The organism is Flavobacterium micromati (genome assembly GCF_900129585.1).
GTDB classification, from domain to species: domain Bacteria; phylum Bacteroidota; class Bacteroidia; order Flavobacteriales; family Flavobacteriaceae; genus Flavobacterium; species Flavobacterium micromati.
This window is the reverse complement of record NZ_FQWF01000005.1, coordinates 1-19,493: the sequence shown is the minus strand read 5'-3', so window position 1 is coordinate 19,493 and position 19,493 is coordinate 1. Positions and strand designations below refer to the sequence as shown.

Below are 19,493 nucleotides of genomic sequence, written 5' to 3'. Positions count from 1 at the left end.
TTTATCTATAAATCTTTTGCGTTTTTAACTTTTTGATCTGTTAATGCAAATTTTAATACATCGCTCATCTCTTTTACATAATGAAAAGCAAGACCTTCTAAATATTCGGGTTTTATTTCATCGATATCACTTTTATTTTGTTGGCACAAAATAATTTCTTTGATATTAGCTCTTTTTGCTGCTAGAATTTTTTCTTTGATTCCGCCCACAGGCAAAACTTTTCCACGTAAAGTGATTTCGCCAGTCATGGCCAAGTTATTTTTAACTCGTTTTTGAGTAAACAAAGAAACTAAGGAAGTCAACATTGCTATTCCTGCACTTGGACCATCCTTAGGAGTAGCACCTTCTGGAACGTGTAAATGAATGTTGTATTTTGAAATAATCTCAGGATTTAATCCTAAAAGTACGGTATTAGCTTTTATGTATTCTAATGCAATTGTTGCCGATTCTTTCATCACAGTTCCCAAGTTTCCAGTAATAGTCATAGTTCCTTTACCTGGAGAAAGTAGCGATTCTATAAAAAGTATATCGCCACCTACAGATGTCCAAGCTAATCCTGTTACAACACCAGCAACATCATTACTTTCATATTTATCTCTGCCTAATCTGGGAGCACCAAGCACTTTTATAATATCGTCATCAGTAACTTTTTTATTATATTCTTCTTCCATTGCAACTGATTTGGCTGCGTGCCGAATCACTTGAGCAATTTTAGCTTCTAAACCACGAACTCCAGATTCCCGGGTGTACCCTTCTACAATTTTTTCTAATTGTTTTTTTCCAATGATTAAATGCTTGGAAGTCATTCCGTGCTCTTTCAATTGGCGTGGAAATAAATGTTGACGTGCAATCTCAACTTTTTCTTCGATTGTATAACCAGACATTCTGATAATTTCCATTCGGTCTTGCAAAGCTGGCTGGATCGAAGCCATCGTATTAGAAGTGGCAATAAACATCACTTTAGACAAATCATATCCCATTTCCAGGAAATTATCATAAAAAGCATTGTTCTGCTCTGGATCTAAAACTTCCAACAAGGCTGATGAAGGATCACCGCTATTGCTACTTGATAATTTATCTATTTCGTCCAATACAAAAACTGGATTTGAAGTTCCAGCTTTTTTTAAACTTTGAATAATTCTCCCTGGCATTGCTCCAATGTAGGTTTTTCTATGTCCGCGAATTTCTGCCTCATCACGCAAACCACCAAGAGAAATGCGCACATATTCTCGACCTAATGCTTCCGCTACAGAGCGACCAATAGAAGTTTTTCCAACACCTGGAGGTCCTGTCAAACAAATAATTGGCGATTTCATATCATTCCGCAATTTTAAAACTGCTAAATGTTCTATCATTCTTTTCTTTACCTCTTCCAGACCAAAATGATCTTTGTCAAGAATTTTTTGAGCGCGTTTTAAATCAAAATTATCTTTAGAATATTCGTTCCACGGTAATTCTAAAAAAAGTTCTAAGTAATTTCTTTGAATACCAAAATCAGGAGCTTGTGGATTCATGCGACGCATTTTTGCAAGCTCTTTGTCAAAATGCTTTTTGGTTTTATCGTCCCATTTCTTTTTTAAAGACTTTTGCAACATTTCGTCCATTTCCTCTTCCTGAGAAACGCCACCAAGTTCTTCTTGGATCGTTTTCATTTGCTGTTGCAAGAAATATTCCCGTTGTTGTTGATCGAGATCAAAACGAACTTTTGACTGAATGTCATTTTTTAATTCGAGTTTTTGTAACTCGATATTCATGTAGCGCAGTGTTTCTAGTGCTCTAACTTTTAATTCATTGATTGCTAATAAATCTTGTTTCTCTTTCACCGACAAATTCATATTTGAAGTGACAAAATTTATCAAGAAAGACTGACTTTCAATATTTTTTATAGCAAAAGTGGCTTCACTAGGAATGTTTGGACTTTCCTTAATAATTTGGATTGCAAGTTCTTTTACTGAATCAAGAATTGCTAAAAACTCAGTATCATTTTTCTTTGGTCTTTTTTCAGCTACTTCTTTGATCTTCGCAGTGATATAGGGCGTTTCTTCAATAACAGCATCAATTTCAAAACGTTTTTTGCCTTGAAGAATTACGGTAATATTTCCGTCAGGCATTTTTAAAACACGTAAAATTCGCGCAATAGTTCCTATATTGTGGATGTCTTTTTTAGTTGGATCTTCCTCTTCCTCATTGATTTGAGCTACAACACCTATATTTTTACCAGCAGCATTAGCATCATTGATCAGTTTTATTGATTTATCACGCCCCGCGGTAATAGGAATTACGACACCTGGAAATAAAACCATGTTTCGTAAAGGCAAAATTGCTAATAATTCAGGTAATTCTTCATTATTCATTTCCTCTTCATCTTCAGGAGTCAAAAGTGGAATTAAATCTGCTTCTGAATCAAATTCTTGAAGTGACAGATTGTCAAGGGTAAGTATTTTATGATTTGACATATATTGTATTAGGTCTTTTTGTCATTAAAAATTATAAATAGTGGAGCAAATATAAGGTTTCAAAGTAATTGTTGACTACAAACTCTTTGATTAAAATTGAATATTTACTGTTTTGTGAAAGATTCAATCACTGTGCCAAAATACGAGCTTTAATAATTGGCAGTAAGAAAATCGTACAGTATTAACTTCAAATACAATAGATTTAAAGATTTACTTATTGCAGAAAATAAAGTTTAATTTTAAAAACTGTAACAAAAGAAATAAAACCCAGTCTTTAAAATAAACTAGTAATAACTGCTTGAATCCAAACCATTATAATATCGACGAACTGATTTTGCTTTGCAAGCAGAAAAATCAAAAAGCGCAAGGCGAGATTTACAATCGCTATGCAAAATCAATGTACAATGTTTCATTTAGAATTGTAAAAGACGCCCATTTTGCTGAGGATGTCATGCAGGAAGGTTTTTTGAAAGCATTTACTAAGATCAATGATTACAAACAAGAAGTAGTTTTTGGAGCATGGTTAAAACGAATTATTGTGAACTGTAGTATTGATTTTTACAAAAGAAACAACCGATTTAAGTCAGAAGACTTTGAATCTGCAGTTTATAAAATTGAAGAAGTGACTGCTGATGTAACAGAAAGTAATTCGTTTAATGAATTAAAAATTAAACAAATTTTAGAGAGCATAAATGCACTAAAATACAATTATCGAATGGTTTTGACATTGTTTTACATCGAAGGCTACGACTCACAAGAAATTAGTGAAATTTTGAATATTAGCTATGCAAATTGTCGAACAACATTGAGCAGAGCTAAAGAATCGTTACGAAAAAAATTAGAGGAATTATGAAATGAGTATCACCTAAATTTGGTCGCAAACACCGATGAAGATATGCGAATTCCTCCCGAATCCTCCGGGACCAATAAAAAACAAATATTATTTACAGATGAAAAAAGACAATGAAAAATTAGATACTTTATTTGAAAAGTTTAACCAGCAGTGGGACATTGAAGAACTTAGTACCGGTCATAAGCAACGTTTTCAAAGTAAATTAATAGTTAAAAAGCGATCCATTTCAAAGTTATTACCATTGGCAATTGCGGCTTCAATAGTACTTTTGTTAGGAATTTCATTGATTTACAATGAAGATGATAAATCAAGCGAACTTCAATTTGCTTCCAAAGAAACAAAGCAAACCGATTCAATTTTTACAGTTATAATCAATAAAGAATTAGAAAAATTAAACGGTAAAAAAAGTCCGGAAAACAAAAGAATAATTGTTGACGCTTTAAAGCAAATGAAGGTCTTGGATCAAGATTATGAAAAAATAATAAAAGAATTGGAAACTAATGGGGAAAACAAACAAATCATTTTTGCAATGCTAAGTAATCTTCAAACTCGAATATCTTTCTTGCAAACCGTGCTGCAACATATTGAAAAAAATGAACAATCAATGCATTTACCTGATGAAAAGACAATATAAAGACCTGATTTTGTTTCTGTTAATTCCAATTTTAGGATTTTCAGTTGAAAATGATTTTAATTATTCAAAGCAAAAAAGTATCAATAAAGCTTACATAGTTAATTCGGATGCGACCGTTGCTGTAAACAATTCTTATGGTAGCATTACTGTTACAACATGGAACGAAGATAAAATAGAGCTTGACATTATTATTAAAGTTAGTGGTAATAATGAAAAGTGGGTCAATCAACGTTTAGATGATATTGATGTTGATATCAATGCACTGAAAGCAATGATTTCTGCAACCACTATTTTAGGAAATTCGGGATATCAAAATCAAGGTCGAAATAATAGCTTCGAGATCAATTATATTCTTAAAATCCCAAAAAATGGGAGTGTTCAACTCAGCAATAAATATGGCAATATAATTACAACTGATCTTTATGGAAATGTCGATATAAAATGTAAATATGGAAAAGTGACTTTAGGTAAATTATGGAATAGTAGCAGTATCCAAATGGATTATTGTTCTAATTCGGTCATTGCATTTATAAAAACTGGAATAATCAATGCCAAATATTCAAATTTAAAGATCATCGAAATCGATAAGCTTGATTTAATTTCCGATTATACAGATGTAGAAATAATGGAATGTGATTTCCTTAAATATAACAGCAAGTATGGCAAAATTAATATTAAAAATATTAAAACTTTAGATGCATCTGGAAATTATCTGACCATTCGATTAGGAGAAATTTTTAATTCTTTAAAACTAAATACAAAATACAGTTCGTTAAAAATTGATTCAATCAATACGCGCGCAAACAAAGTAGCAATTACTTCAGAATATACAGGAATTACTATAGGATTTGCTCCCAATTTCGCTTTTGATTTCAATATATCGTTGAAATATGCGAATTTTAAATTTGATAATGAATTAGACTTTTATTCAAAAGAAGAAGTTTCAAACTCTAAAAAATACAACGGATTTTATAAAAAGAAAGGTCTTAACAATCTTACTATCGTTTCAGACTACGGCAATGTAACATTAACTAAAAATCACTAATCATTAATTAATTTCATCATGAAAAAATCAATTCAATTAATTATTATTTGTACTTTATTGGTATCAAATATTACTCGGGCGCAATGGTCTTCAAATCAAAAGATCAAGGGAAATGGAAATGTTATTTCTGAAAAAAGAGTTACGGCAACTTATGAAAAAATTGCTGTTACTGGTTTTTTTGATGTAGAGCTAATTGCTGGAACTGAAGGATCAATAACTGTAAAAGGAGAAGAAAATTTATTACCTTTTATCAAAATCGAAGTTATTGATCAGATTCTAAAAATCTACACCGAAAAAAACAAGTCCATCAGCACAAGTATAGGAAAAGGTATTGTAATAGTTGTCCCGTTTGAAAGTATTAATCAAGTTTCATTGACCGGATCAGGTGATGTGATTACAAAAAACGCAATAAGGTCTAAAAGCTTCACTGCTAAATTAACTGGCTCAGGTAATATGGATTTAGAAATAGAAGCAACTGATGTGAATGCAAATTTGACTGGATCTGGAGATATTAATCTTTCTGGAAAAACAGAAAATATTTCAAGTGAGGTCGGCGGTTCAGGAGATATAGATGCTTCAAAGTTGATGTCCAAAAATGCTAATGCGAGTGTGTCTGGATCAGGAGATAATGCAGTTTCGTGCTCTGAAAGTCTTTATGCTAGAGTTACTGGTTCTGGTGGAATTAAATACAATGGGGAACCACAAAAAAAAGACACTAAAGTCACTGGTTCAGGTAGTATTACAAAATCGTAAATATTCAAACATTTATAATTTAGAAAAGCTGTTTTATTAATTTAAAACAGCTTTTTTTGGTATTCTATTTAAAAGGATCACTGCTACGATAAAAAATAACGCTAAAGATGCGATTCCAAATCTAGGACTGCCCGTCACTTGGTCAATTATTCCGTAAACCATCATTCCTATAACAATTCCTATTTTTTCGGCTACGTCATAAAAACTAAAAAAGGACGCAGTATCGTTAGTTTCAGGTAAAAGTTTAGAATAAGTGGAACGAGACAACGATTGAATTCCTCCCATCACAAGACCTACTAAACTTGCCATAATGTAAAACTCAATAGGTTTAGTAATAAAAAATGATCCAGCACAAAGTATGATCCAAAAACTATTTATGAAAATCAAGGTTGGTATATTTCCAAATTTTGCGGAAGCTCTAGACGTCAAAAAAGCTCCTAAAACTGCAACTAGTTGTATTAATAAAATACATACGATTAGACCAATTGTGCTTTCCTCTTTTGACGACCATGAAATTTCTTGAGCTCCAAAGTAGGTCGCAACGAGCATCGCAGTTTGTACCGCCATGGTTGAAACAAAAAAACTTCCTAAATAACGTTTAAGAGGAATATTTGCTTTAAGCAAAGTCCAAACTTTCTTTAATTCATTAAATCCATTAAAAATGACATGATGCGTTACTTTATTATCGGTTTTTTTATTTCCTTTTGGTAAAAAGTAGTAAGAATATTGACTAAAAAGAACCCACCAGACACCTACCATTATAAATGAATATCGCATGGCTTTCATGGCAGCTTCTCCGTCTGTACCTGTGATTCCAAAGAGTTTTGGTTTCATTATCATCGATAAGTTAATAAGCAAAAGTAGAACACTTCCAATATATCCCATTGAATATCCTTTGGCACTAATTTTATCTTGCTGTTCTACAAAAGCTATATCAGGTAAATAGGAATTATAAAATACTAAACTTCCCCAATATCCAATCAATCCAAAGAAATAGAAAGACAAGCCAACATATATATTTTCAAGATTAAACCAGTATAGAGCCACACATGATAATGCACCTATGTAACAGAAAAATTTCATGAATGATTTTTTGTTACCAACATAATCGGCAATTCCTGATAGTAAAGGAGATAAAATTGAAACTAGTAGGAATGCTGCTGCGGTAACAAAACTGATTAATGCGGAGTTTTTTAAATTAAAACCAAAAACAGCAATGTAATGACTTCTATCTGAAAATAATGCTTCATAAAAAATTGGGAAAATTGCTGATGCTATTGTAAGTGTATAAACAGAATTAGCCCAATCATAAAAGGCCCATGCATTTAATAATTTTTTACTCCCTTTCGGTAAATCAGCCATAAGTTATTTTTTATGGTGCGAATTTATCTAAATTAATCTAAATAATTAGATCTTTTTGTTAGCTAAAAGACAACGTTATAATAAATAATTGTACGTTTTATGAATTACAATAATTATATTTTATTCTGTTTACGGAAAAAGGACTATTTCTTTTCGAAAATAGTCCTTTGTAAATCTTAAAACAGGAAAGTATTATCTGAGTATACCAACTTTAGCAGCCATTGCCTTAGCTTCTGGAATTAATGATTTTAAATTTGCAATTCTTGTAGCATCAGATGGGTGCGTACTCATAAATTCTGGCGGTGCTTGACCACCTGATTGTGAAGACATTCTTGACCAAAAATTAATAGATTCATCTACGTTATATCCTGCAATTGCCATTAATGTCAAACCTATTTTATCAGCCTCTGTCTCGTGACCTCTACTAAAAGGTAGCATCGCACCATATTGCGAAGTCAATCCGTAAGCTTGATTCCAAATTTGTTGTGTCTGCGCACTTTTACCTCCGGTAGCAGCAGCAACTCCCACTGCACCTAATTGCTGTAATTGCGCGGCACTCATTCTTTGTGCTCCATGGTTTGCCAATGCATGAGAAACTTCATGTCCCATTACAGTTGCTAATCCTGCATCATTTTGAGTGATAGGCAAAATACCAGAATATACTACTATTTTTCCTCCTGGCATACACCAAGCGTTTACTTCTTTACTATCAATTAATTTATATTCCCAGCGATAATCTTTTAAATATTCTGCCTGTCCTAAATAAGTTAAGTATTTTTCAGCAGCGTTCTTAATCTTTATACCAATAATCTCAACTTTCTTAGCATCGGCAGTTCCTGTAACAACTTTATTTTCTTTTAAGAAGGCACCATACTGCTGAAATGCTGATGGAAACAATTCGTTATTTGAAACAAAATTCAAACTTTTTTTACCTGTTATCGGATTTGTTGCGCAAGAGAATAGTACACTAATTGTAACTATTCCCAATAGTATCTGTTTTTTCATGATTTTAATTTAAATTAAGAACAAATATACAAGTTTTAAAAACCTAACATTTTACATAATTACAAGTAAATGTTTAAACTTTATTGTTATTCTCCCATGAAGTGTAAGGCATTAAAGTCTTTATTAACTAACAAATAATTTTCATTTTCTAAAGTATTTTTATCAAAAGCAACTTCAACATTATCAATTTCAATCGTTTGTATTTTAAAGGGTAATCCAATCAGATTAATTTTATATTTCGAATAATTAGTATCAAATTTTCCGTCTTTATGCAACTGGATAAAAAGTTCGTTTTCTTTCCCTGTCGTTTTAAATGATAAAAAACTATATCGTCCCTTTTTATAATCGTAACCATCTTGGGCATCTTCGTAAACCTCTGACTTTTCTTGACCGTGTTTGTAATATAAATCTAATGTTAATTCTTCAAATTCCAATTCGCCTACATATTGTTGAACGGGATATTTTGGAATGATCGCTCCCGCTTTTATAAAAATTGGAATTTCATCAAATTTCGTGTCTACCCAAATTTCTTTCCCACCTTTTACAGCTTCATTTGTCCAATAGTTATACCATTCGCCCCTTGGAATATACATTCTACGTCCTAGTGAGTTAGGTTCTAAAATAGGACAAACTAAAATTTGGTTTCCAAAAATAAACTCGTCATTTCGATAATGAGTTTGTATGTCGTCCTGGTCAAAATAAACCAACGGTTTTAGCATCGGAATTCCTTTTTCAATATATTGCCAAAACATAGTGTATAAATAGGGTAATAATTGATATCTCAAATTGACAAATTTTCTAGTGATATCAATTACTTCTTCATCAAAGGCCCAAGGTTCTTGATCACCATGATCGCCGGAAGAATGCGTTCGACAAAAGGGATGGAAAACACCTAATTGAATCCATCGCGCGTATAATTCGCCGGAAGGCTGCTCCGCAAATCCACCTATATCGGAGCCAGTGAAACCCATTCCTGAGATTGACAGACGTTGCACTTGAATATTTGCTATCCATAAATGTTCCCAAGTGGCCACATTATCACCTGTCCAAGAGGATGTGTAACGTTGAGCACCCGCATACGCTGATCTTGTAATTACAAAAGGTCTTTTTGGATAAGCAAATCTTTTAACACCATGATACGTAGCTCTTGCCATTTGAGTCCCATAAATGTTATGCGCTTTTCTATGACTACAAGGGTTTCCATCATAATCATGTCGCACATCCATAGGGAATGTTTTATTTGGAACCTCCATTACAGCTGGTTCATTCATATCATTCCAAACTCCTTTTACACCAATATCTGAAATTAATTCCTTAAATAATCCAGCCCACCATTCTCTAACCTCTGGATTTGTGTAATCAGGAAAATTACATTCTCCAGGCCATACTTTTCCTTTCATGTAAGGTCCATCAGCTCTTTTACAGAAGTAATCTTTTTCTAAAGCTTCTTTATAAATTGAATATCCCTTGTCAATTTTTATTCCTGGATCAATAATAACCACGGTTTTAAAGCCATCCTCGGCTAATTCAGTTACCATTCTTTTTGGATCTGGAAAATATTCTTTGTTCCATGTAAAACATCGAAAACCTTCCATATAATCAATGTCTAAATACAGTGCATCGCAAGGAATTTTTAGTTCTCTAAATTTAGCTGCAACTTCCTTTAAATTACTTTCTGGATAGTAGCTCCATTTACATTGGTGATAACCTAAAGCCCAAAGTGGCGGTAGCTCTGGTTTTCCAGTAAGGTGAGTATAGGTTGTAACAACATCTTCCATTTGAGGACCGTAAATAAAATAGTAATTCATTTCACCACCTTCAGCCCAGAAGCTTGTTACATTTCGTCTTTCATGACAAAAATCAAAATAGGTTCTAAAGGTGTTATCAAAGAAAATCCCATAAGACTTTTTGTTACGCAGACCAATATAAAACGGAACTACTTTATACAACGGTTCTTGATCCTTTTGATACGCATATTGATCAGTCGCAAAATTTTCTAGTCGTTTTCCTTTTAGATTTAGTTGAGTTGCTTTATCACCAAGTCCGTAAAAGCACTCGCCTTCTTTTGAAGCTTTACTCATTTTTACAATATTCCCACCATATTCGTAACTTTCTTCCCAGTGAAAACCCAGTTCATCTTCTAAAATAATATTCTCCTCCAAATCATAAATACAGAGTCTCATATCTGCCTTTTGAATTTTGCACTTTACTTTACTTGTTTGGATCTGATAATAATCGTCCTCTTCTGTTACTTCTAAAAAATTGTAACCATGACTGTGGCCCTTATCAATAGCATAAGAAAAATCTTTGCTGAAATAGCCTTTAGTTGTAAACCTGAATCGTATCAAACTATCTCTTAGTACAGTCACTTTTAATATTACGCTTTTATTGGTGTAAAAACTAATGGAATCGGAGTCATGCTCAAATGAAACTATTTTTGAGGGATATAAATCACCTTTATATTCTAATTCAGTATTTGTGATCATTATTATTGATGTTATTTTTATTAAATTTAAGTTGTCAAAAATACAAAAATACTTCGTGCACAGTGGTTTAACAGTATTTAATTAACGAAAACGTTTTAGCAGCTTATAAGACAAAATCAATAATAAAATTGTTTTATTTATGTCATTACTGTCAATAGTAGTTATCTGGAAAGAAGAAGATTTAGCCTTGTAACAAATTGTTTTGTTTTTATAACATTGAGATTTAAATGATATGAGCAATTAATATCAATTTTAAGAGATTACATTTACTTTAATAGCATTGAAACAATCCTCAAAAAACCCAAACCTTTTTATTTACTAAAAATCTCTAAGCTTAGAATCTCTTTATTTAAAAAAAATATCTTCCTGAAGAAATTATTTAATTCTAAAAACGCTTACACTTAAAGGTGCTAAAATCAATGCCGCTGAATAATCTCTTCCGTCGTAAGGCAATGCTTCGATCAAAATTTCATTAACATTGAAAACGCCGCTTCCGCCGTAAACCTTTGCATCACTATTTAAAATTTCAGTCAGTTTTCCGTTTCTAGGTACTCCGATTCTATAATTTTCTCGAGTAATTTGCGTAAAGTTGCAAACTACAATAATATCCTCTTTAGAATTATTTCCCTTTCTAATAAATGAAATTACTGCATTTTGATGATCAGAATAATTGATCCATTCAAAACCTTCGGGACTAAACTGTTTTTCATAAAGCGCAGGCTGGTTTTTATACAAATAATTGAGATCAGTAATTAATTTTTTAACACCTTCGTGAATAGGGTATTGTAATAAATGCCAGTCCAAACTACCTTCAAAATTCCATTCGCTACTTTGACCAAATTCACTTCCCATAAACAATAATTTTGTCCCAGGATGCATAAACATATAGCCATACAGTAATCTTAAATTGGCAAATTTCTGCCATTCGTCGCCTGGCATTCTACCAGCAATTGATTTTTTTCCATAAACAACTTCATCATGAGAAAGTGGTAACATAAAATTTTCTGAGAACATGTAGGTCATCGAGAAGGTTAGATCGTTTTGATGATACTTTCTGTAAACCGTGTCCTTCTGAAAATATTCTAAAGTGTCGTGCATCCAGCCCATCATCCATTTCATTCCAAAACCTAAACCCCCAATAGAGGTAGGCCGCGAAACCATCGGGAAAGAAGTACTTTCTTCGGCAATAGTTTGCACCCCTTCATAATTAGAGTAAACAGCTTCATTAAAGTCCTTCAAAAAACTAATCGTTTCTAGATTCTCTCTTCCGCCATAAATATTTGGTTCCCATTCTCCTTCCTTTCGAGAATAATCTAAATATAGCATTGATGCAACAGCATCTACACGCAATGCATCAGCATGGTAATAATCCAACCAAAAAAGAGCATTACTAATCAAAAATGACCGAACTTCATTTCGTCCATAATTAAAAACTAAACTTTTCCAATCAGGATGATAACCCTTTCTTCTATCTGGATGTTCATATAAATTAGAGCCATCAAAAAATCCTAAACCATGTGCGTCATCGGGAAAATGGGAAGGAACCCAATCTAAAATTACTCCAATTCCTGCCTTATGCAATTGATCTACTAAAAACATAAATTCCTGTGGATTGCCAAAACGTGATGTGGGTGCAAAATAACCTACTAGTTGATAACCCCAGGAAGGATCGTAAGGATATTCCATAATAGGCATAAACTCAACATGTGTAAAACCAGTCTCCGTAATATAATTTACTAAATCTTCAGCAAATTCTAAATACGTTAAAAACCGATTGTCTTCCCCATGGCGTTTCCAAGACCCTAAATGTATCTCGTAAACAGAAAAAGGTTTACCAAGTCCGTTTTGATCTTGTCGCTTTTCCATCCATTTAGAATCTTTCCATTTGTACTCTAAATCCCAAACCACTGATGCCGTATACGGCGGCTTTTCGCAATAAAAAGCAAATGGATCTGCTTTTTCAGTGATAATTCCGTCGTTATTTGACTGAATTTTATACTTGTAGATAGTTCCTTTTTTTATATTTGGAATAAAACCTTCCCATATTCCTGAGGAATCCCATCGAACTTCCAATTGATGATCGCCAAAAGTCCAAAAATTAAAATCTCCAACCACAGAAACCGACTGTGCTGTAGGAGCCCAAACCGCAAAGTAAACGCCCTCTACTCCATCAACGGTAATAAGATGCGCTCCCAGCTTTTCATATAGTCGGAAATGTTTTCCCGACTTAAATAAATCAATATCAAAGTTGGTAAATAAGGAATGAGGGATAACTGTAGCCATATAACAATCGTATAATTATATTCTTATTTAATAAACAAAATAGTAATTGATGAGAAAATAGTTTAGAAATTTATTTTATCATGTAATTATCTGGAATTATGGCTCCTTTTTTGATGACCACGATACCATCTTTAATAGCATACAATTCATTTGAAAAGTCTTCCAAATGATTTCCTCCATCAATGTACACATCATTACCAATTCTGCAATTTTTATCTACCAACGCATTATTTATAAAGCAACGTTCACCAATACCTACTAAATAGCGTCCATTTTTAATATCTTCGGTCATTTCATCGATATTTTGATACAAATCATTACCCATTATGTAACAATTCTGGATAATAGTTCCCTCACCTATTCTCGATCGAATCCCAATTACAGAGTTATTTATTTCTTTGGCATTTAGGATACAACCTTCAGAAATTAACGATTTATCAATGATTGTTTTTTGAAATTTGGACGGGGGTAATAATCGTGGTCTGGTAAATATTTTATTGTCGTTATCAAATAAATTGAATTTAGGTAAATCCTCTGTAAGTCCAATATTTGCCTCAAAAAAGGATTCAATATTTCCGATATCGGTCCAATATCCTTCATATTGATAGCTCAAGATTTTTTTATGACCAACGGCTTGCGGAATAATTTCTTTACCAAAATCTTTGGTGTCTTTATTGGACATAATATCTATCAATAGTTTTTTGTTGAATATATATATTCCCATTGAAGCTAAATAGTGTTTCCCTTCACTTTTCATCTGCTCGCTAACATCTGATTCCCAATCTGGCAGTAATTCTTTTTTGGGTTTTTCAATAAACGATTTAACACAGCTATCTGAGTCTGTTTTTAGAATCCCAAATTCAGGAGCATCTTTTGCATTAACTGGCAAAGTCGCAATAGTAATATCGGCCTCTCTTTTAATGTGTTCTTCTAACATGTCGTTAAAATCCATTTGATACAATTGATCTCCAGAAAGAATCAAAGCATAATCAAAATCATGATTAAGGAAGTGTGGCATGCATTGCCTTACCGCGTCGGCAGTGCCCTGAAACCAACTTGGATCATCTGGAGTTTGTTCTGCAGCAAGAATATCAACAAAAGCATGGCTAAAAATACTGAAATTGTAAGTATTTTTTATATGAGCATTCAAAGAAGCTGAATTGAACTGAGTTAAAACAAACATCCTATAAATATCTGAATTCATGCAATTAGAAATAGGAATGTCTACTAATCTATATTTTCCCCCTATTGGCACCGCAGGTTTCGACCTTGTTTGGGTTAAAGGATATAATCTTGATCCTTGTCCACCACCAAGGATAATTGCAATTACATTTTTCTTTTTAGCTTTCATTTTTTGTTGATTATTAGTTTATACATTTCTATATATTCCTGGCATACATGCTCCCATGAATGGTCAGTTTTCATTCCTTTTATTCTTATTGTACTAAGCAGTTTTTTATCGTCATACAACTTCGTGGCCCGTTGAATAGAGTAGCAAATATCTCCCACGCTTGCCTGGTCATGACAAATCCCATTACCATCATCACCAAAATCAAATACAGTGTCTTTTAATCCGCCTGTCCTTCTTACAATAGGAATAGTTCCATAACGCAAGGAATACATTTGATTTAAGCCACAAGGTTCCACTCTTGATGGCATTAATAAAAAATCAGAACCGGCATAAATTACATGCGCTAATTCTTCATTATAACCAATGAACGTATTGTAATTGCCTTTATAATCTTGAAGTAAACTATTCAATTGATTTTCGATAGGAGTATTACCAGAACCTAAAATTAAAATATTAATCTGTTTATAATTCTCGGATAGTGCCAAAGCAGCTGCTTGTGGTAATAAATCAGCTCCCTTTTCTTCTAACAATCTGCCAATAAAACTAAAAAGAGGTTTGGTAGGATCTAAATCAAAAAGCTTGCACAATTTTTCTTTATTTTCTTGTTTTCCCTTTTCAAAATTTTTAATTGAGTAACCCTTCTTCAGCATTTGGTCATTTGCAGGATCCCAAACTTCGATGTCAATACCGTTTAAAATTCCTTTAGATTTGTAGCGCACCATATTAAATAATGATTCCAAACCGTTAGAAGAATAATTAATTTCATTTAAATAGCTAGGAGAAACCGTAGTTACTGCCCAAGCACATTTGATAGCTACAGCCAATGAATTAATGCAATTATCCCACTCCAATACTTTTACATTAGCCAAATCAAATTCAGGTAAATAATACAACTTATCAAAACCAAATTGTCCTTGATATAATCCATTGTGAATTGTAATCATGGATGGTACATTCTTTAATCTACGAAATTTATTACAGTACAACATCATAAAAGGGATCAGTCCTGTATGATGATCATGACAATTTATAACATCTGGATTATCTTCTCGACCAATGATCCAGTCTAATGCTGCGATTTGGAAGGATACGAACCGCTCAATATCATCTTGATAACCGTAAACTTCATTTCGATCAAATAAATCTGAAATTGCAATTAAGTATAGTTCAAAGCCTAATTTATCAGTTTTCTCTTTTAAAACGCTAAAAGGAAAATTAAAATTACCTAATTTCACTTCTCCCCAGTGCACACATTCAAATTCATTTTCTTTTTTGAATTTCGTTTCATAACAAGGGATTATTACCCGCACTCGATGTCCAGCATTGCTTTGATATTTAGGCAGGGCTCCTACAACATCTGCTAAACCTCCTACCTTAGCAACTGGATAACATTCGGCACTAATATGAAATATTTCCATTTTCTAAAGTATATTATTTATCATTAATTCCAATTGTATTCTTTCTTTCAATTTTAAAATTTTGCACATTATACAAGTGCTCACAAAAATCTTTACGAAAAAATACTACTTTTATGTTTTCTAAATTTAGTAAAAAAAATCCAACTTAAATACATGTTAAAAAAATTATCAAAATGACAAAAAAAACCTCTATACACACCCAATCATTAAAGATTCCGAAAATTATTATAATTACTAGTAAATTAATCTCTTTTATTTCGCCTAAGCTAGTAACTCTTTTTGCAGCAAAATTATTTACTACTCCCATAAGACATAAAATTCCCAAAAGAGAATTGGGAATGGATCACAAAAGCGTTCAAAAAATGATCAATATTCCTGCAATAAACAAACAAATTAATATATATCAGTACGGAATTAGCGAAAAAAAAATTTTGCTAGTGCATGGCTGGTCAGGACGAGGAACGCAATTGTATAAAATAGCCGATGAGCTGATCAAGATGGGATATTCAACTATAAGCTTTGATGCTCCAGGCCATGGAAAGTCACCAGGTAAAATGAGTATTATGACTGATTTTATTTCGATAATTTTAGAGATTAATAAACAATCAGGGCCATTTGATGTTGCGATTGGTCATTCATTAGGAGGTATGTCGGTTTTAAACGCCATGAAAAAAGGTTTAAAAGTAAATAAAGCAATTGTTATCGGAAGTGGCGATGTGGTAGAAGATATAATTGATGATTTTGTTGCAAAATTAGAATTACATCCAAATATTGGTACTCTCTTGCGTCTGCATTTCGAGAAAAAATATGACGAAAAAATGAACAATTATTCTGCTTTTTTAGCAGCTGCACAAGCAACTGTTCCAGTATTAGTAATTCACGATCAAAATGATCCTGAAGTTCCGGTAAAAGCTGGGATAAATATTCATAAGCATTTAAAAAATGGTGAACTCATGCTTACCGAGGCGTTAGGACACCGAAAAATATTAGGAAATGACGCAGTAATTAAAAAAATAGTTCAGTTTACAAATAAATAACAATTAAAACTTTGATTTAAATGCAACTGCTCGTACTTTTATCTGTAAAAGCATAACTTAAAAATAAAATAAAAATGAAATATCCTGTCACAAAAACCGATGAGCAATGGAAAACAGAATTAGGGGAAGAGCGATACCGAATTCTTAGAAAGAAAGGAACTGAATATCCGCATACTGGTAAATATAATCTCAATTTTGAAAAAGGAACTTATTGTTGTGGAGCATGTGGCGAAAATTTATTTGAAAGTAACAGTAAATTTGATGCGCACTGCGGTTGGCCTTCATTTGATGACTCAATTCCAGGAAAAGTAGAATACATCTCGGATGTCACTCTTGGAATGAAACGAACTGAAATTTTATGTGCAAACTGCGGAAGCCATTTAGGACATGTGTTTGATGATGGTCCGACAAAAACGGGGCAAAGGTACTGCGTAAATTCTTTGTCAGTTGATTTTAAAGAAGAGGAATAATTTAAAAATAAAAGTTTATCAGACATTTAGTGCTGAAAAATTTTAAATAAATTTCTACAATATCAAAATGGGTGAAAGTATTATTCTTTTCACCCATTCTAGTTTAATTATATAGAAGCTAAGACAAAAACGAAGCTTTAAAGGAAGGTTTTGTCCTTTTCTGAGAAGCCTGTTCATAAGCATATCCAAGACCTATCAGCTCACCTTCAGAATAAGGTGTTCCAAAAAAAGATAATCCGATAGGTAAATCATAGACTTGACCGCATGGAACAGTAATGTGCGGATAACCGCTCATTGCTGCTGGCGATGTTAAGGAATAACTGCCCCATTTATCGCCATAAATTACATCGATACTGCAAGATGGTCCCATCGTGATTCCACAGATAGCATCTAATTTATTCTCTTGAAAAACAGTGTCTAGAATACTTTTACTACCTTCAAAACTAGCAATTAATGATTCCACATATTTTGGATCATTAAGCCCTTTCTTCTCATTAGAACTTTCTAAAGTTTCTTGCTTACAATATGGCATTGCACTATCTTCGTTAGCGTTATTAAAGTTGATAACTTCGGACAGATTTTTAACTTTGGCATTACTAATTGCAAGATAGTTATTCAATCCATCTTTAAATTCATATTGCAGTACTTCAAATTCTGCTTGACCTAAGGCATTAATTTTTTCGATGTATTCAATCTCAACGATAGTTGCCCCTTGTTTTTTTAATAAATTTATAGCATCTTCTAATAGTAAATTAATATTTTTATTGGTGCCTTGTAGTTTTTTTTCAATTCCAATGCGTTTGCCTTTTAAGGCATTTAAATCTAAAAATACCGTGTAATCTTTTTTTGCTTTATCCGCACTTTCAAGAGTGACGTCATCATCTTTATCAACACCAGCAATTATTCCTAGCAATATTGCCGCATCGCTAACTGTTCTTGCCATTGGCCCCGCGGTATCTTGTGTTTTTGATATCGGAATGATTCCCGACCGACTGACAAGTCCTACAGTGGGTTTTATGCCTACTATTCCATTAACTGAAGCCGGACAAACGATAGATCCATCTGTTTCTGTTCCAATAGCTACTACACAAAGATTAGCCGAAACTGCAACACCTGATCCTGCACTAGAGCCACATGGATTGTGATCTAAAATATATGGATTTTTTGACTGTCCGCCCCTGCTACTCCATCCAGACGACGATTGCGTGGATCTAAAATTAGCCCATTCACTCAAATTTGTTTTTCCAATAATTATTGCTCCAGCCTCTCTAAGTTTTGAGACTAGAAATGCATCTTTTGACGCAATATTACCAACCATAGCAAGAGATCCTGCAGTAGTTTGCATCTTATCGGCTGTATCTATATTATCTTTTATTAGCACTGGAATTCCGTGTAGAGGACCTCGATTAGTACCTACTTTTAATTCCTTATCCATTGCAACAGCAATTGCAATTGCTTCAGGATTGATTTCAATAATTGAGTTTAATTTCGCTCCGTTTTGATCAATAGACTCAATGCGTTTTAAATATAATTGCACTAATTGTTGTGAAGTATATTCTCCAGAGTTTAATTTCTTCCGCAGACTACTGATTGTTTCTTCATCTAGTTCAAAGACTGTATTTGAATCTGTACCAGGCACTACATCTTCGTCTTTTTTAGAATTAGAGGTGCAACTTGTAATTAACATTGTGGTAAGACCTGCAGACGCTAAGGTTGCAGTGGTTAAGAAAGATCTTCTTTTCATAAATAAAGTAATTTTTTTTGGGAAAATAGCTTGCAACTAAAGTACTTTTTAAAAACGAATTTTTCCCTAATTCATCAAGATTTTATTCTATCAAAAAAATTAGCAAAAAAGGCTTTCCATTTTCTAGTAGTGTGTAAGTTGAATTATAAGTCGCATGGATACTTTTATGAAATATAGTTAAAGATAATTTCCTGTTACTTAATTCTATGTGGAAACAAATCTGAATTCGTCAATAACTTTGTAGATCGCAAAGGCATGATTAAAAAAAATTGGAAAATGATTTAGATATTGTATAAATGATCGATCCCGTATTTTTTGATCTACTAAGATTTGAAGAAACAGTATAATTGCTCAGCATCGTTTTTAGTGACAACAATTTTAAAAAAACTTTTTCAGTAAACACACGCAAGTGAAGAGCTTTTGGATAAATAGCTATCGTGGTTCCCATATCACTGCATAAAACAAAAAACCCCTCATCGTTAGATGAAGGGTTTTTCAAAGAAAGGCGACGACATACTCTCCCACATAACTGCAGTACCATCTGCGCAGGCGGGCTTAACTACTCTGTTCGGGATGGGAAGAGGTGAGCCCCGCCG

14 protein-coding genes and 1 rRNA gene are annotated in these 19,493 nt (G+C 33.0%); 6 read left to right on the top strand and 9 right to left on the bottom strand.

The window, feature by feature from the left end; genetic code table 11:
* Positions 1–5 precede the first annotated feature (5 nt).
* Entirely contained in the window at positions 6–2,456 is a 2,451-nt protein-coding gene (gene lon, locus BUB42_RS06335; protein ID WP_073018280.1) for an endopeptidase La, read from the bottom strand.
* Between the two features lie 298 nt (positions 2,457–2,754).
* On the opposite strand from lon, the gene BUB42_RS06330 reads away from it, so the two are divergent.
* From BUB42_RS06330 to BUB42_RS06315, 4 genes are all read left to right on the top strand, one after another.
* Positions 2,755–3,309 (top strand): RNA polymerase sigma factor, encoded by a 555-nt coding sequence (locus BUB42_RS06330; RefSeq protein ID WP_073018278.1) that lies wholly within the window; start codon positions 2,755–2,757, stop codon positions 3,307–3,309.
* A gap of 97 nt (positions 3,310–3,406) precedes the next feature.
* Positions 3,407–3,943: an anti-sigma factor gene (locus BUB42_RS06325; protein ID WP_073018276.1), complete on the top strand. Its 537-nt coding sequence runs from the start codon at positions 3,407–3,409 to the stop codon at positions 3,941–3,943.
* Positions 3,903–4,988: a hypothetical protein gene (locus BUB42_RS06320; protein ID WP_244533891.1), complete on the top strand. Its 1,086-nt coding sequence runs from the start codon at positions 3,903–3,905 to the stop codon at positions 4,986–4,988. The genes BUB42_RS06325 and BUB42_RS06320 overlap by 41 nt, the downstream gene beginning before the upstream one ends.
* Before the next feature lie 18 nt (positions 4,989–5,006).
* Positions 5,007–5,741, top strand: coding sequence for a head GIN domain-containing protein (locus BUB42_RS06315; protein WP_073018273.1), 735 nt, complete (start codon positions 5,007–5,009; stop codon positions 5,739–5,741).
* Between the two features lie 36 nt (positions 5,742–5,777).
* Here the strand turns inward: BUB42_RS06315 and BUB42_RS06310 are convergent, their stop codons facing one another.
* From BUB42_RS06310 to BUB42_RS06285, 6 genes are all read right to left on the bottom strand, one after another.
* The gene (locus tag BUB42_RS06310; RefSeq protein WP_073018271.1) at positions 5,778–7,103 is read right to left on the bottom strand and encodes an MFS transporter; all 1,326 of its coding nucleotides are present in this window, start codon (positions 7,101–7,103) and stop codon (positions 5,778–5,780) included.
* Between the two features lie 192 nt (positions 7,104–7,295).
* Positions 7,296–8,108 carry a M48 family metallopeptidase gene (locus tag BUB42_RS06305; RefSeq protein ID WP_073018269.1) on the bottom strand — a complete coding sequence of 271 codons (813 nt, stop codon included), beginning with the start codon at positions 8,106–8,108 and terminating at the stop codon, positions 7,296–7,298.
* A gap of 86 nt (positions 8,109–8,194) precedes the next feature.
* On the bottom strand, positions 8,195–10,594 hold the full coding sequence (locus BUB42_RS06300) for a glycoside hydrolase family 31 protein (protein ID WP_073018267.1): 2,400 nt from the start codon (positions 10,592–10,594) through the stop codon (positions 8,195–8,197).
* Positions 10,595–10,969: 375 nt separating this feature from the next.
* Complete coding sequence (gene glgB / locus BUB42_RS06295) at positions 10,970–12,877, bottom strand: 1,4-alpha-glucan branching protein GlgB (RefSeq protein ID WP_073018265.1); 1,908 nt, start codon at positions 12,875–12,877, stop codon at positions 10,970–10,972.
* Positions 12,878–12,947: 70 nt separating this feature from the next.
* Entirely contained in the window at positions 12,948–14,228 is a 1,281-nt protein-coding gene (locus tag BUB42_RS06290) for a glucose-1-phosphate adenylyltransferase (protein WP_073018263.1), read from the bottom strand.
* On the bottom strand, positions 14,225–15,646 hold the full coding sequence (locus BUB42_RS06285; RefSeq protein WP_073018261.1) for a glycogen synthase: 1,422 nt from the start codon (positions 15,644–15,646) through the stop codon (positions 14,225–14,227). Before BUB42_RS06285 ends, BUB42_RS06290 begins: the two co-directional genes overlap by 4 nt.
* 173 nt (positions 15,647–15,819) lie before the next feature.
* Here BUB42_RS06285 and BUB42_RS06280 point away from each other — a divergent pair, with 173 nt between their 5' ends.
* Complete coding sequence (locus tag BUB42_RS06280) at positions 15,820–16,683, top strand: alpha/beta hydrolase (protein WP_073018259.1); 864 nt, start codon at positions 15,820–15,822, stop codon at positions 16,681–16,683.
* Between the two features lie 74 nt (positions 16,684–16,757).
* Positions 16,758–17,153: a peptide-methionine (R)-S-oxide reductase MsrB gene (gene msrB, locus BUB42_RS06275; protein ID WP_073018257.1), complete on the top strand. Its 396-nt coding sequence runs from the start codon at positions 16,758–16,760 to the stop codon at positions 17,151–17,153.
* Positions 17,154–17,271: 118 nt separating this feature from the next.
* On the opposite strand, the gene BUB42_RS06270 is transcribed toward msrB, so the two are convergent.
* Positions 17,272–18,897 (bottom strand): amidase, encoded by a 1,626-nt coding sequence (locus tag BUB42_RS06270; protein WP_073018765.1) that lies wholly within the window; start codon positions 18,895–18,897, stop codon positions 17,272–17,274.
* A gap of 500 nt (positions 18,898–19,397) precedes the next feature.
* Positions 19,398–19,493 (bottom strand): 5S ribosomal RNA (gene rrf, locus BUB42_RS06260); the annotation flags it as partial.